The 13,449-nt window shown below is 64.2% G+C and carries 11 protein-coding genes and 2 pseudogenes; 10 read left to right on the forward strand and 3 right to left on the reverse strand.

The genetic code is table 11. From position 1 onward, the window contains the following. Positions 1-125 precede the first annotated feature (125 nt). Complete coding sequence (locus RS897_RS24275; protein ID WP_315831264.1) at positions 126-911, reverse strand: serine acetyltransferase domain-containing protein; 786 nt, start codon at positions 909-911, stop codon at positions 126-128. Between the two features lie 153 nt (positions 912-1,064). Between RS897_RS24275 and RS897_RS24280 the strand changes: the two genes are divergently transcribed. Both RS897_RS24280 and RS897_RS24285 read left to right on the forward strand, forming a co-directional pair. Then, positions 1,065-2,186 (forward strand): molybdopterin-binding protein, encoded by a 1,122-nt coding sequence (locus RS897_RS24280; protein WP_315831265.1) that lies wholly within the window; start codon positions 1,065-1,067, stop codon positions 2,184-2,186. A gap of 2 nt (positions 2,187-2,188) precedes the next feature. Beyond that, complete coding sequence (locus RS897_RS24285; protein WP_315831266.1) at positions 2,189-4,156, forward strand: molybdopterin biosynthesis protein; 1,968 nt, start codon at positions 2,189-2,191, stop codon at positions 4,154-4,156. Positions 4,157-4,167: 11 nt separating this feature from the next. On the opposite strand, the gene mobA is transcribed toward RS897_RS24285, so the two are convergent. Further along, complete coding sequence (gene mobA, locus RS897_RS24290; RefSeq protein WP_315831267.1) at positions 4,168-4,794, reverse strand: molybdenum cofactor guanylyltransferase MobA; 627 nt, start codon at positions 4,792-4,794, stop codon at positions 4,168-4,170. 68 nt (positions 4,795-4,862) lie between these two features. Here mobA and mobB point away from each other — a divergent pair, with 68 nt between their 5' ends. The 8 genes and pseudogenes from mobB to RS897_RS24330 all read left to right on the forward strand — a co-directional run bounded on the left by mobB (position 4,863) and on the right by RS897_RS24330 (position 12,339). After that, on the forward strand, positions 4,863-5,423 hold the full coding sequence (mobB, locus tag RS897_RS24295; RefSeq protein WP_315831268.1) for a molybdopterin-guanine dinucleotide biosynthesis protein B: 561 nt from the start codon (positions 4,863-4,865) through the stop codon (positions 5,421-5,423). Positions 5,424-5,432: 9 nt separating this feature from the next. Then, positions 5,433-6,686, forward strand: coding sequence for a molybdopterin molybdotransferase MoeA (locus RS897_RS24300; protein ID WP_315831269.1), 1,254 nt, complete (start codon positions 5,433-5,435; stop codon positions 6,684-6,686). A gap of 179 nt (positions 6,687-6,865) precedes the next feature. Next, positions 6,866-7,633, forward strand: a pseudogene (locus RS897_RS24305) (aldehyde dehydrogenase family protein); the annotation flags it as partial. 62 nt (positions 7,634-7,695) lie between these two features. Further along, complete coding sequence (locus RS897_RS24310; RefSeq protein ID WP_315831270.1) at positions 7,696-9,123, forward strand: IS1182 family transposase; 1,428 nt, start codon at positions 7,696-7,698, stop codon at positions 9,121-9,123. 63 nt (positions 9,124-9,186) lie between these two features. Next, positions 9,187-9,918, forward strand: a pseudogene (locus RS897_RS24315) (aldehyde dehydrogenase family protein); the annotation flags it as partial. 120 nt (positions 9,919-10,038) lie between these two features. Continuing rightward, positions 10,039-11,019, forward strand: coding sequence for an aldo/keto reductase (locus tag RS897_RS24320; RefSeq protein ID WP_315831271.1), 981 nt, complete (start codon positions 10,039-10,041; stop codon positions 11,017-11,019). A 141-nt stretch (positions 11,020-11,160) separates the two neighbouring features. Beyond that, positions 11,161-11,448, forward strand: coding sequence for an HU family DNA-binding protein (locus tag RS897_RS24325; protein WP_315838727.1), 288 nt, complete (start codon positions 11,161-11,163; stop codon positions 11,446-11,448). Positions 11,449-11,913: 465 nt separating this feature from the next. Beyond that, the gene (locus RS897_RS24330; RefSeq protein WP_315831272.1) at positions 11,914-12,339 is read left to right on the forward strand and encodes a GFA family protein; all 426 of its coding nucleotides are present in this window, start codon (positions 11,914-11,916) and stop codon (positions 12,337-12,339) included. 17 nt (positions 12,340-12,356) lie between these two features. Here the strand turns inward: RS897_RS24330 and RS897_RS24335 are convergent, their stop codons facing one another. Continuing rightward, positions 12,357-13,442, reverse strand: a complete 1,086-nt coding sequence (locus RS897_RS24335; protein WP_315831273.1) for a substrate-binding domain-containing protein — start codon at positions 13,440-13,442, stop codon at positions 12,357-12,359. Between the last annotated feature and the right edge of the window lie 7 nt (positions 13,443-13,449).

The following is a 13,449-nucleotide window of genomic DNA, read 5'->3' on the forward strand; positions in this document are numbered from 1 at the left end:
GCGCGTCTCGAACCATGAGGCCGAGGCCTTGCCAAACAATCATCCTTCGAGACGCCCGCTGCGCGGGCTCCTCAGGATGAGGCAGAATGTTGGGCAACGAGAGGGGGGTGTCTGTCTATCCCAATTCACGGCAGCGACTGGTCCATGTTCGACGCAGGCCGCGCACCGGGCTGGCAATTGACCAGCCGCGCCGGCACGCCGACGGCGGTGCAGCCCGATGGCACCGACATGGTGACCAGCGAGCCCGCGCCGATCTTGGCGAAATCGCCGATTTTCACGGGGCCGAGGATGATGGCGCCGGCCGCCAGCAGCACGCCGTGGCCGATTGTCGGGGCGGCGTTGCGATCGTCGCCGCCGATGGTCACGCCCTGCAGCATCGACACCTCGTCGCCGATCACGACACCTTCGCCGATGGCGACGCCGGTGCCATGGTCGATGAAGGTGCCGGCGCCGATCTGCACCGAGGGATGAATGCTGACATGCAGCGATCGCGAAATACGGCCCTGCAGCTCGCGCGCCAGATCGACGCGCCCTTGTCGCCACAGCCGGTGCGCCACGCGGGACGCCTGCAGCGCGAGATAGCCCTTGAAATGCAGCAGCACATGCAGCGGCCCGGGGCAGGCGGGATCGCGCGCCAGCGGCGCGGCAAGATCGCGCTCGGCGATGTCCGTCAGCGCGGGATCGGCGCGATAGGCCTCCGTAGCCAGCCGACGGATCGCGGCGCGGTCGTCGCTATCGCCGCCCAGTGCCACCGCAATCAGCTGTGCCAGGCTTGTTGCGAGATTGTCGTGATTGAGGATCGCCTCATGCATCCAGGCGGCGAACACCGGCTCGTCGACCGCCACGGCGCTCGCCTCGTGACGAATTGTCGCCCACAACGTCGTGCATTGAACCGGTCTTGGATAGGCCATAGCTGTCTCCACGGTCGGGCGCGAGTCTGGTCGTTCCCTCAGACTAACATATTGGGCGGATTGGCGAACGGATTTCCCGCTTGCGTCCAAGGAATCTGACACGGAAATCCGCCCCCCGTTGCAAGTCCAATGGCATATGGTCCACCATCCGGCATGACTCAAAACCCCGCAATCGCGCTGACCGGGCACGAGACTGCGCTGGCCCTGCTGCTCGAGGGGCTTGCGCCGGTCGCGCCGATTGAATTGGCTGTTACCGACGCCATCGGTTGTATTGCGGCGCCGATGCCGCCGCTGAAGACGGCGCTGCCGGCGCGGAGCATTGCTGTGCTCGACGGCTGGGCCCTGACGTCGATCGACCTCGCGGGGGCCTCATCCTATGCGCCGGTGCCGCTGGCGGTCGCGCCTGCCTGGGTCGAAGCCGGTGACACTCTACCGCAGGGGTGTGACTGTGTGCTGGATGCGAGTGCGGTCGAGCGCGCGGGCCCGCTGTTTCAGGTGCTCGGCGAGGCGATCCCCGGTGCCGGCGTGCGCCGCGCGGGGGAGGATTTCGCCGCCGGCGCCGTGGTCATTGCCGAGGGGCGCCGCATCGGCGTGACCGACGACATGATCGCGCGCAAGCTCGGATTGCAAGACGTCGCTGTCCGTCGCCCGCGCGTTCGCCTGATCGATGTGCCCGCGGCTGGTGGCAATGCGACGACCATTGGCATGATCGCCGCACAAGTGCGGGCCGTTGGCGCGCAGATCGATCGCACCGTGGCCGCCGGCCGCGATACGGCGTCGGTTGCCAAGGCCATCGGCGGGGCCGACTGCGATCTCCTGATCACCATCGGTGGCACCGGTGCCGGCCGTCACGATGCCGCCGTGGCGGCACTCGCGACCGGCGCCCGGCTGCTGCACGGCCTGGCGCTGCAGCCCGGCCGCACCGCGGCGGTGGGCCGGATCGGCGCGATGCCGGTGATTGCGATGCCCGGTGCGCCGGATCAGGCCCTGGCGGTGTGGTGGACCCTGGCGCTGCCGGTACTGGATCGGCTGAGCGGCCGCGCGCCACGACGCCAGATCGTCAAACCACTGGTGCAAAAAATCGCGTCGCAGGTCGGCGTCACGGATGTCGTGCTGGTCAAAGATGTCGACGCCGGCTGGTTGCCGCTGGCGATCGGCGACCTGCCGCTGAGTGCGCTGTCCCAGGCCGATGCATGGCTCACGGTAGCGTCCGCGAGCGAGGGACATGCAACGGGAAGCCCGGTCGGGGTTTATCCCCTGCGGGAGAGTTTGTGAGCATGTCTGGAAATACGACACCACCGTTGTCCGGGCGCAGGGCGCTGGATCAGGATCAGTTTCTGGCCGTGCTGTCGCGCGAGGAGGCGCTGGTACGTTTCGAGGCGGCGCTATTTCCAGCGTCGCATCAGAATCAGCCGGCGAGCGAATTGCGCCCGCTTGCGGCGGCGCTCGGTTTGCCGCTGTCGCAGGACATCGCCGCGCCAATCGACGTGCCGCCGTTCGACCGCTCCAATGTCGATGGCTTTGCCGTGCGCGCAGCGGATACCGCGCCGGCGGGTGAAGCGTCCGTCGTGTCGGCAAAGCTGAATGACGAGACCATCGCCTGCGGCACTGCGCCGGGGCTGCCGGTCACCTCCGGCACCGCGACATCGATCGCGACCGGCGGTCCAGTGCCGCGCGGCGCCGATGCCGTGATCATGGTGGAGCACACCCAGCCCGCGGGCGTCTCCGCCATCGAGATCCGCCGCGCCGCCTCGCCGGGGCAATTCGTCTCCTATGCCGGCTCCGATATTGCGCAGCGCGAGGTGCTGCTGCGTGCCGGCACGCTGATCGGCTCGCGCGAGATCGGCATGCTGGCGGCCTGCGGCATCGCGCAAGTGCCGGTGGTGCGCAAACCACGCGTGGCGGTGCTGTCCACCGGCGACGAATTGGTGCAGCCGGGTGAACCGCTGCGTCCGGCCGCGATCTATGACACCAACGGCGCCATTGTCACCGCGGCGGTGATCGAGAACGGTGGTGATGCGATCTTCCTCGGTGCGTTCCCCGACGACGAGGCCAAGCTGGAGGCCGTGCTGCGCCATGCGCTCGCGACCTCAGACATGGTGATTCTGTCCGGCGGCACCTCCAAAGGCGAGGGCGATGTCTCCCATCGCATCATCGCGCGTCTCGGACAGCCGGGCATCGTTGCCCATGGCGTGGCGCTGAAGCCGGGCAAGCCGCTGTGCCTTGCGGTGTGCGACGGCAAGCCGGTGATCGTGCTGCCGGGATTTCCGACCTCCGCCATGTTCACCTTTCACGACATGATCGTGCCGGTGCTGCGTCGGATGGCCGGCCTGCCGCCGCGCCCCGACGCCCAGGTGACGGCAAGGGTGCCGGTGCGCATCGCCTCCGAACTCGGTCGCACCGAATTTGTTATGGTGTCGCTGGTACAAGGCGACGATGGCCTGATCGCGTATCCCACCGGCAAGGGCTCGGGCGCCATCACCTCGTTTGCCCAGGCTGACGGCTTCCTGAAGATCGATGCGCTGGCCGACCAGATGCCCGCGGAGACGCAGGCGCAGGTGACGCTGTTTACGCCTCATGTCCGCGTGCCGGATCTGGTCATTGTCGGCAGCCACTGCACCGGGCTCGATCTGGTAACGGCGCCGTTGGCGCGCGCAGGCCTGCTGGTGCGCTCGATCGCGGTCGGCAGTCTCGGCGGCTTGTCCGCGGCGCGGCGTGGCGAATGCGATCTCGCGCCGATCCATTTGTTCGATGAAGCGTCCGACAGTTACAACACCGCATATCTGGTGCCGGGCCTCGAACTGGTGCCGGGTTGGCGCCGCATGCAGGGCGTGGTGTTTCGCAAAGGCGACACACGGTTCGAAGGCCGCACGCCGCAGGAGGCGGTCAAAATTGCGCTCGCCGATGTTTCATGCCTGATGGTCAACCGCAACCAGGGCGCCGGCACGCGTATTTTGATCGATCGCCTGCTCGGCGGCGCGCGTCCCGATGGCTACTGGAATCAACCGCGGTCGCACAACGCGGTGGCGGCCGCAGTGGCGCAGCATCGCGCTGACTGGGGCATGACCATTGCGCCGGTGGCGCAGGCCGCGGGCCTCGGCTTCATTGCATTGGCAGAAGAGCATTATGATTTCGCGCTGGTTACGGCGCGCAAGGATCGTGCGTCGGTGCGGGCGTTTCTCGAAGCATTGAGCTCGGAGCAAAGCCGCAACGCGTTGACCGCAGCCGGCTTCACTCCGGCATGAAGCCCATACCATCAGCTCTTGTGACGGGCCGCCAGCCGTTCAGCCTCGGTGAGATCCTCGACCGTATTGGCATTGAAGAACGGATCGATCGGCGCATTGATCCAGTCGACGGTCGCGAGCTTGTAGCGTGCGGTGAAGCGATGGATGGCGCGACAGTCGTCCACCACCAGCGCGCGCCGGAGGTCACCACGCAGCGACACATTCCACAATCCAACGGCATGATGGGTCTGGCCGCCGGAGGCCGCGACCGCGAGCTGGGCGTTCTCCGTGATCCGCGCGCGATGCAGCCGCGCCACCAGATCGCGCGGCAGGAACGGACAGTCGCCGGCCGTGCTCAGCACCCAAGTGATGCCGGGACGGTTCGCCGCCACCCAGTCGAGCCCGGCAAGAATGCCGGCAAGCGGCCCGGCAGAGCCTTCGACGCTGTCGGCGGCCACCGGCAACGTAAACGCCGCGAAGCGCTTGGGATCGCCATTGGCGTTGAGCACCAGTCCGTCGCACTGCGGCTTGAGCCGCTCGATCACGCGATCGAGAATGGTGCGGCCGCCGATGGTGCGCATCGGCTTGTCGCCGCCGCCCATGCGCCGCGCCAGGCCACCTGCGAGAATGACACCGGGTGTGAGGGGGTGATCAGCCATGCTGATTGAGATAACCCAGCCGGGGCGTTTTGCAATCGTATTTCACCGCGCAATGGCGCAAAAGGAGCATGCGCGGTGTGTGGGAAGAAGCAGGTAAGCGTATGAAAGTGATCGGACTGGCGGGCTGGAGCGGAGCGGGCAAGACGACATTGCTGACGCGCCTGATTCCGCATTTTGTGGCGCAGGGCCTGCGGGTTTCGACCATCAAGCACGCACATCACAATTTCGACGTCGACGTGCCGGGCAAGGATTCTTGGCTGCATCGGCAGTCGGGCGCAAGCGAAGTGCTGATCTCCTCCGGCCGTCGCTGGGCGCTGATGCATGAGCTGCGCGGCGACGACGAGCCGCCGCTGGCGCAACTGCTGGGCAAGATGTCGCAGGCGGATCTGGTCATCGTCGAAGGCTTCAAGGCCGTGCCGCATCGCAAGATCGAGGTATTTCGCACGGCCAACGGCAAAAGCTTTCTGTTTCCCGATGATCCGGGAATTGCAGGGATTGCGGCCGACGTCTCCGTCGAGACCACGCTGCCGGTGGTCCATCTCGACGACATCGTTGCTATTGCAACCCTGATCGAGCGATTGGCAATGCCGATCGCGGATGTGCTGGCCGGATTGAGCAGCGAGCGATAAAGTCACCTCATGGCCCAGCTCTCCGATGATTGTTTTGCCTTCGGTGGACCGATGATGTCGGTCGACGAAGCTGTTGCGATCATCACCTCCCGCATAGATCCCGTCACTGACATCGAAACGGTGGCACTGGCTGACGCCGATGGACGCACGCTTGCCGCCGATCTCGTGGCGCCGCTGCCGCTGCCGCCATATACCAATTCCGCCGTCGACGGTTACGCGCTGGCGAGCGGCGATCTACCGGCCACAGCTGAGCGGGTGTTTCCTGTCGCCGGACGGGTGCAGGCTGGTGTTGCCGGCGAAGAGGTCGCGCGTGGTCGCGCAGTGCGCATCTTCACGGGTGCGCCGATGCCTGATGGCGCCGACACCGTGTTCATGCAGGAAGACGTGCGGCTTGATCCACAGGGGCATGTGGTGCTGCCGCCCGGGCTCAAGCCCGGGGCCAATGTGCGTCCTGCCGGGGAAGATATCGCGACGGGGCAGGTGGCCTTGAAGGCGGCCAGGCGGCTGCGTCCGCAGGATGTTGCTGTTATCGCCGCCTTCGGCCTTACCGCCATCGCGGTGCGCCGGCGTGTCCGCGTTGCGCTGTTTTCCACCGGTGACGAGGTGGTCTCGCCGGGAGACACGCGGGGAGCGGCGCAGCTCTACGATTCCAATCGCGTCATGCTGGCGGCGCTGTTGAAACGGCTGGGGTGCGAGGTCAGTGATCTCGGCATTTTGCGCGACGATCGTGTGGTGCTGGCCGATGCGCTGAGGCAAGCGGCAGTCGGACACGATCTGATTCTGACCTCCGGCGGCGTCTCCACCGGTGAGGAGGATCACGTCAAGGCGGGGCTGGAGAGCGTCGGCAAACTCGTGCTCTGGCGCATGGCAATCAAGCCGGGGCGGCCGGTTGCCATGGGCGTGATCGACGGCACAGCGCTGATCGGCCTGCCGGGCAATCCGGTGGCAAGCTTCGTCACCTTCGTCCATGTGGTCCATCCGGCCATTGCAGCTCTCTCAGGCACTGTGTGGCGCAAGCCGGTGCCGATGCCGGTGCGCGCGGCCTTCAGTTACAAGAAAAAAATCGCACGCCGCGAGTATGTGCGGGTGTACCTGCGCCACGGCGACGATGGCGCCCTGGAAGCGGTCAAGTTTCCGCGCGAAGGCGCCGGGCTTCTGTCGTCGCTGGTCGAGACCGATGGCCTCGTCGAGCTCGGCGAAGACGTCACGCGGGTCCAGGCCGGCGACATCATCGGGTTTCTGTCTTACGCAAATTTGATCTGACGGCGCGCGCCGCGATCCCGTCATGAATCCTGCGTAAGCTGCCGGGCCAGCCATCCTCTCAGGTCGCGGCTCGGATGGCATCCCCGCGTACCCGTCAATGGATTCGATATATCTGAGACGATATAACGTCGCCGGGGAATAACCAGAAAATCGAAAAATCGGAAACAAAAGGTTTCACCATGGCTCAAGCTCAACCGATTTCCATCAATCGTCATCCTTATGCCGACGGTGGTCTCAAGAAGATGCTGATCGACGGCAAGTGGCTGGACGCCGCCTCCGGAAAGACCTTCGAGACACGCAATCCCGCCACCGGCGAGCTGCTGGCCACCGTTGCCGAAGGCGACGAGAAGGACATCAATGCCGCGGTCGCAGCGGCGCGCCGCGCTTTCGAAGGTCCCTGGAGCAAGGTCAAGCCGTATGAGCGCCAGAACCTGCTGCTCAAATTCGCCGACCTCGTCGAAAAACATTTCGATGAATTGAGTTCGCTCGACACCCTGGACATGGGCGCCCCGATCAGCCGCACCCGCGGCACCAGGCAGCGCGTGCTGGGCATGCTGCGGTTCTATGCCGGCCAGGCCACCTCGATCCATGGTGAAACCATCGAGAATTCGCTGCCGGGCGAGATCTTCTCCTACACCCTGAAAGAGCCGATCGGTGTGGTCGGCGCCATCATTCCATGGAACGGCCCACTCGGCGCCAGCATCTGGAAAATCGGTCCGGCGCTGGCCACCGGCTGCACCGTTGTGCTGAAGCCGGCAGAAGAAGCGCCGCTGACATCGCTGCGGCTCGGTGAACTGGCGATGGAAGCGGGCGTGCCGCCCGGCGTGGTCAACGTCGTGCCGGGGTATGGCGAGACCGCGGGCGCAGCGCTTGCGGCGCATCCCGATGTCGACAAGGTGGCGTTCACCGGATCGCATTTCACCGGGCAGTCGATCATTCGCGCGTCCCAGGCTGTGTGAAAACCCAGATGTGCTGAACTATGCGAGAGCCAAATTGATTCGGGGCTGGGATGGGGCACGTCAGCGGACAATCGCGCTATCAAACGGCGCTTTTTCCTGAAGTTCTGGATGAGGTTGTTGCGGCCGACGACCCTGTGCGGGTGGTTGATGTCTTTGTGGATACGCTGGATCTTGCGGCGCAAGGGTTCACGAAGGTGATGGCGGAAGAGACGGGCCGGCCGCCCTACGCGCCGGGGGATCTGCTGAAGCTTTATGTTTACGGCTACTTGAACCGCGTCCGGTCGAGCCGACGGCTGGAAGCGGAAGCCTGCCGCAATATCCAGGTGATGTGGCTGCTGAACCGGCTGACGCCCTCGTTCAAGACGATCGCCGACTTCCGCAAGGATCATGCGCGGGCGATTGCCGGAGTGTGCCGGGCTTTCATTGGCTTTTGCCGCGAGCAGGCCTTGTTTGGTGCCGAATTTCTGGCGATCGACGGAACGAAGATTGCGGCGGTGGCCAGCCGCAAGCAGGTGATCACTGCGCAGAAGCTTGAGAAGATGAACGCTGCGATCGAGCGCAAGATTGAGGACTATCTGGCGGAGATGGACGCCGCTGACCGGGAAGAGCCGGCAGTGGCAAAGGCGCCGGCCGACGTGAGAGGAGCGATCGAAGCGCTGAAAGCTCGGCAGGTCGAGCTGCAGGCTCGGGCCCAGCAATTGGCGGCGAGCGGGCTCAAGCAGTTGGTGGTGACGGAGCCTGAGGCCAAACTGATGCGTACCCCGCAGGGGCACAAGGTCGCCTATAACGCACAGATTGCGGTGGACGGGAAACATCATCTGATTGCCGCCTTTGAACTGACCAACGAAGGCAATGACCATCAGCAGCTTCATCCGATGGCGATGCAGGGCAAGCAGGCCCTTGGCGTCGAGGAGCTGACGGTGGTCGCCGATGTCGGCTATTCGAATGGCGAGCACGGGGCTCTGTGCGAGCAAGACGGGATCACGGCTGTCGTGCCGCACGCCGAGACGGTCAATCCTGCGGGTAAGCAATACTTCAGCCGCGAGCGCTTCGCCTATGATGGCGAGACCGACAGTTGGCGCTGTCCGGCCGGAGAGATGTTGACGCGGCGCCGACGTTCGCGTGCCAACCGCAACTATCAATACTGGACCGCGGCTTGCCGCGGCTGCGCGCTGAAGCCGCAATGCACCAGTGGAAAACGCCGGGTCGTTGTGCGCGGCTTCCATGAGGACGCTCGCGAGGCCATGCACCGGCGCGCGGTCGCCGATCCTACATGGATGAAGCTGCGGCGGGAGACCGCCGAACATCCGTTCGGCACGATGAAATGGCTGATGGGTCTCCCCCGGTTCCTGCTGCGCGGACTGAAGAAGGCAAAAGCCGAACTGGCACTTGGCGTGTTGAGCTACAACCTCAAGCGCACGATCAACGCCCTCGGCGTCCTCCCCCTACTGCAGCGATTACGCCCGCTACAGGCTTGAGCCGGCCCTAACCTCTCCAGTTTCCCACCTGCCTCTCCCTGCCGCAGTTCTCACACAGCCTGGTCCGCCGGCAACCTCAAGAGGGTGTCGCTCGAACTTGGCGGCAAGTCGCCGGACATCGTGTTTGCGGATGCGGATATCGATGCCGCCGTTCCCGGGGCTGCGATGGCGGTGTTCGCCAACTCCGGCCAGATCTGCAGCGCCGGCACGCGGCTGTTTGTCGAAGAGCGCATCTATGACGAGTTCGTCGCCAAGGTCGCCGACTTCGGCAAAAGTCTTCGCGTTGGCAACGGCCTTGATCCCGAAACCCAGATCGGGCCCCTGGTGTCCGAGCAGCAGCTTGAGCGCGTCACCGGTTATTTTGATATCGGCCGCAAGGAGGGCGCCAGCGCCCTGGCTGGCGGTGAGCGGTTGACCGAGGGCGGATTGGGCAAGGGCTATTTCGTTCCGCCCACCGTGTTCGCCAACGTCAATGACGACATGCGGATTGCGCAGGAGGAAATCTTCGGGCCGGTTATCTCTGCGATCTCGTTCAAGGATCCGGACGAACTGGTGAAGCGGGCAAACGCGACCAATTTCGGTCTCGGCAGCGGCGTGTGGACCCGCGACGTCAGCAAGGCGCACAAGTTCGCCAAGGCCATTCGCGCCGGTTCGGTGTGGGTCAATTGCTACCAGGCGATGGACCCGGCGGTTCCGTTCGGCGGCTACAAGATGAGCGGCTACGGTCGCGAGTCCGGCATCCAGCATGTCGAGGAGTATCTCAACGTCAAGGCGGTCTGGATCAAGACCGCCTGAGACGGCAATTGCGGCTCGTCGCAAGGGAAGGGTCCCGAATGGGGCCCTTCGTCTTGACGATCCGAGTCAGCAGCCATCAGTTCACGACGACATCAGTCAATGATATCGGGGAGACACACCATGGATTATGTGAAGCTCGGCGCGACCGGCCTTGGCGTCTCGCGCATTTCGTTGGGATGCATGACCTTCGGCGATGCCGGACGCGGCAGCCATAGCTGGACACTGAACGAGGAGGCGAGCCGTCCGCTGATCCGGCAGGCGATCGAGCTCGGCATCAATTTTCTCGACACCGCCAACGTCTATTCCGACGGCACATCGGAAGAAATCGTGGGCCGCGCCATCAAGGATTTCGCGCGGCGCGAGGAGATCGTTCTCGCCACCAAGGTGTTCAACAGCATGCGGCCCGGACCGAACGCCGCAGGCCTGTCGCGCAAGGCGATCTTCGCCGAGATCGACGCCAGCCTGAAGCGGCTGGGCACCGATTATGTCGATCTCTATCAGATCCATCGCTGGGATTATCAGACACCGATCGAGGAAACCATGGAGGCGCTGCACGACGTGGTGAAGGCCGGCAAGGCGCTCTACATCGGCGGATCCTCGATGCACGCTTGGCAGTTCGCCAAGGCGCTCTACACCTCGCGGCTCAATGGCTGGGTCGAGTTCGTCAGCATGCAGAATCATCTCAGCCTGCTCTACCGCGAGGAGGAGCGCGAGATGCTGCCGCTGTGCGCCGATCAGGGCGTCGGCGTCATTCCGTGGAGTCCGCTGGCGCGCGGGCGGCTGACGCGCGACTGGAACGAAACCAGCGAGCGCCAGGAGACCGATGCGTTCGGCAAGAAGCTCTATGAGAAGTCACTGGAGTCCGATCGCCGGATCGTCGAGCAGGTGGCCGCGGTCGCCAAGGCCCGCGGCGTGCCCCGGGCGCAGGTGGCGCTGGCCTGGGTTCTGCAGCAGGATGGCGTCACCGCGCCGATCGTGGGGGCGTCCAAGCCGCATCATCTGACCGATGCGGTGGCAGCCACGGCGCTGAAACTGACCGCCGAGGAGATCGCGGCGCTGGAGGCGCCCTACGAGCCGCACCAGGTCGCGGGATTCTGCTGAGGGGCAGTCAAATACCGTCTTTTGGGGCATCTGCGCGGTGGAATTCGCCGGAAATAGGCGGATTTTGCCCAATCGCGGCTTCCTCTAACCCCTTCTGGGCGCTAGTACCTCATGTTCGAATCGAAAGGACCCTCAATGCCGATGAATAAGACCCAATTGATTGAAGCGATTTCAGAATCGAGCCAGGTGGCGAAGAGTGACGTGAAAGCCGTCATCGAGCACCTGGCGACGGTTGGTTATAAAGAATTGAACGACTCCGGTGAGTTCACCGTTCCCGGCTTCGCAAAACTCTCGGTCGTGAAAAAGCCGGCGACGGAAGCGCGCACGGGCATCAATCCCTTCACCAAGGAACCGATGGAATTCCCGGCCAAGCCGGCCAGCAAGACCGTCAAGGCAAAGCCGCTGAAGGTTGCCAAAGACGCCGTTTAAGAACGCCGTCTGAGCACGCTGTCGAAGCTCGCCGTCTGAGCGCAGCTTTGTGAAGGTCGGAGGGCGGTTTCAAACTTCCCGCCTTCTGGAATACTCTTCAAACCAGCACCGGCAACGGGTGGTCGCAAGCAACATGCGGCCCCTGATTGCCGGCGGTTTGAAAATCCGTCGACTTAAGCGCAGGCCACGAACCGCCACGTACCGGTTCCACATCGCGCTGTATTGCATCGCCAATGTGACAGCAGAAATCTGCGGCGTGGCGATGCCGTCTCCGTCCGTGCACAGTTCGTCTGTTGAGCAAGCGCGCATGCCGGGCCTTTTGCACCGTTGAGCTTTGCATCGGGCTTTCGCGTGAGTTTTTCTCGCATGATGCGCGAGTTTTTGATGGATTGTCCGGTTCCAATTCCAGTTCTAGAGATACGTTCGTATTGGCGCAGAGTGATCTGAACAGGAGGTACCGGCAACATGGCAGGCGACATGAACATTCGGACTGGCCAGTGCCATTGCGGTGCGGTGCGTTTCGAGGCGACGCTCATCGACGGCTTCAATTCGATCCGCCGCTGCACTTGCTCGTACTGCCGAATGCGCGGCGCCGTCGTTGTCATGGCGGAAATGGGTGGGATCGAGATCGTGCAGGGCGAGGATGTGCTGACGAGCTACCGCTTCCATACCGGGTCGGCACAGCACTTCTTTTGTTCTCGCTGCGGAATATACACACATCATCAGCGACGGTCTGACCAGAACCTGTATGCCGTCAACGTGGCTTGCCTGGACGGGGTAAGCCCATTTGATTTCTCCGAGGTACCTGTCATGGATGGCGTCAATCATACGAACGACACCGGCAGGCCAACGCTTCGAGCAGGCACACTCCGTTTCATCCCGGCTGACTGACGATCGCCGTCAGGCGATCACGCCGGGTCGGCGTTCACGCTCTCCAGAAACTCCTTCACCGTGCTGACCATGCCGGTGTCGGTGGCGACATAGCCGGGCAGGCTGGCCACTTCAGCGTGAAATTCGCGGCTCTTCATCACGTCGAGCACCCGCTGCATCGGCGCCGCATCGAGGAAACTGCGGCGGCAAACGAAAAAATAATCCTCGGTCAGCAGCCGCACGAAATCGAGCCCGAATTGCCGGGCCGCCGCCTCGACGCCGAACGCAGCATCCGCCATGCCGCTGGCGACATAGGCCGCGACCGCTGCATGGGTGAATTCGATCTGCTGCGCGCCGTTGATCTTGCTCTCGTCGACGCGGTGGAGGACGAGCAACTGATCGAACAGCAGCCGCGTCCCGGAATCATGATCGCGGTTGACGAAACGCACCCGGTTATTGGCGAGGTCTTTCGGTGAGGTGATCCGCAGCGGGTTGCCGCGCTTCACCATCAAGCCCATCTCGCGGGTGACGAAATTGATGACGCGATCTTCCTTCGGATCGAGCCACTCCCGGCAGGCCCTGACGCTTTGCGCCCGCAGCGGCCCGCGCGGCAGGTGAACGCCGGAGAGATCGCAGGCGCCCTGTGCCAGCGACACCAGCGAATGCTGGTTGCTGACGTAGCGAAGATCGATGGCGAAGCCGGCCTCGCGATCGAGCAGTTCGCGCAGCTTTGAGACCGCGAAGCCGTGGCTGGCGTGAACGCGGATCACCGATGGGCGTTGGTGCAGGAACGGCTTGATCTCGGTGGCGAGTTCCTGGGCCAGGTTTTCCAGCTGCGGACCGAGCCGCGCCTGCATGCGCTGTCCGGCCCACACCAGCTTCTCGCCGAACGCGGTCAGTGTGGTGCCCCGGCCGCGGCTGGTTTCCACCACCGGGACGCCGAAAAACTCCGACCATTGCTCCACCAGGTTCCAGACATGCCGGTAGGAGAGGCCGGCGCGGCTGGCGGCGCTGGTGAGTTTCCCGGTGGTGCGGATGTCGTCGAGGACGCCCAGCATCACCACAGCCGTCTGCGGGCTGCCTTCCTTGTGAAAGCGCCAGACCGGCTCGATCTCGATATGCATGGGCTCC

Origin of the sequence: Bradyrhizobium prioriisuperbiae, assembly GCF_032397745.1 — a bacterium.
Taxonomy (GTDB): domain Bacteria; phylum Pseudomonadota; class Alphaproteobacteria; order Rhizobiales; family Xanthobacteraceae; genus Bradyrhizobium_A; species Bradyrhizobium_A prioriisuperbiae.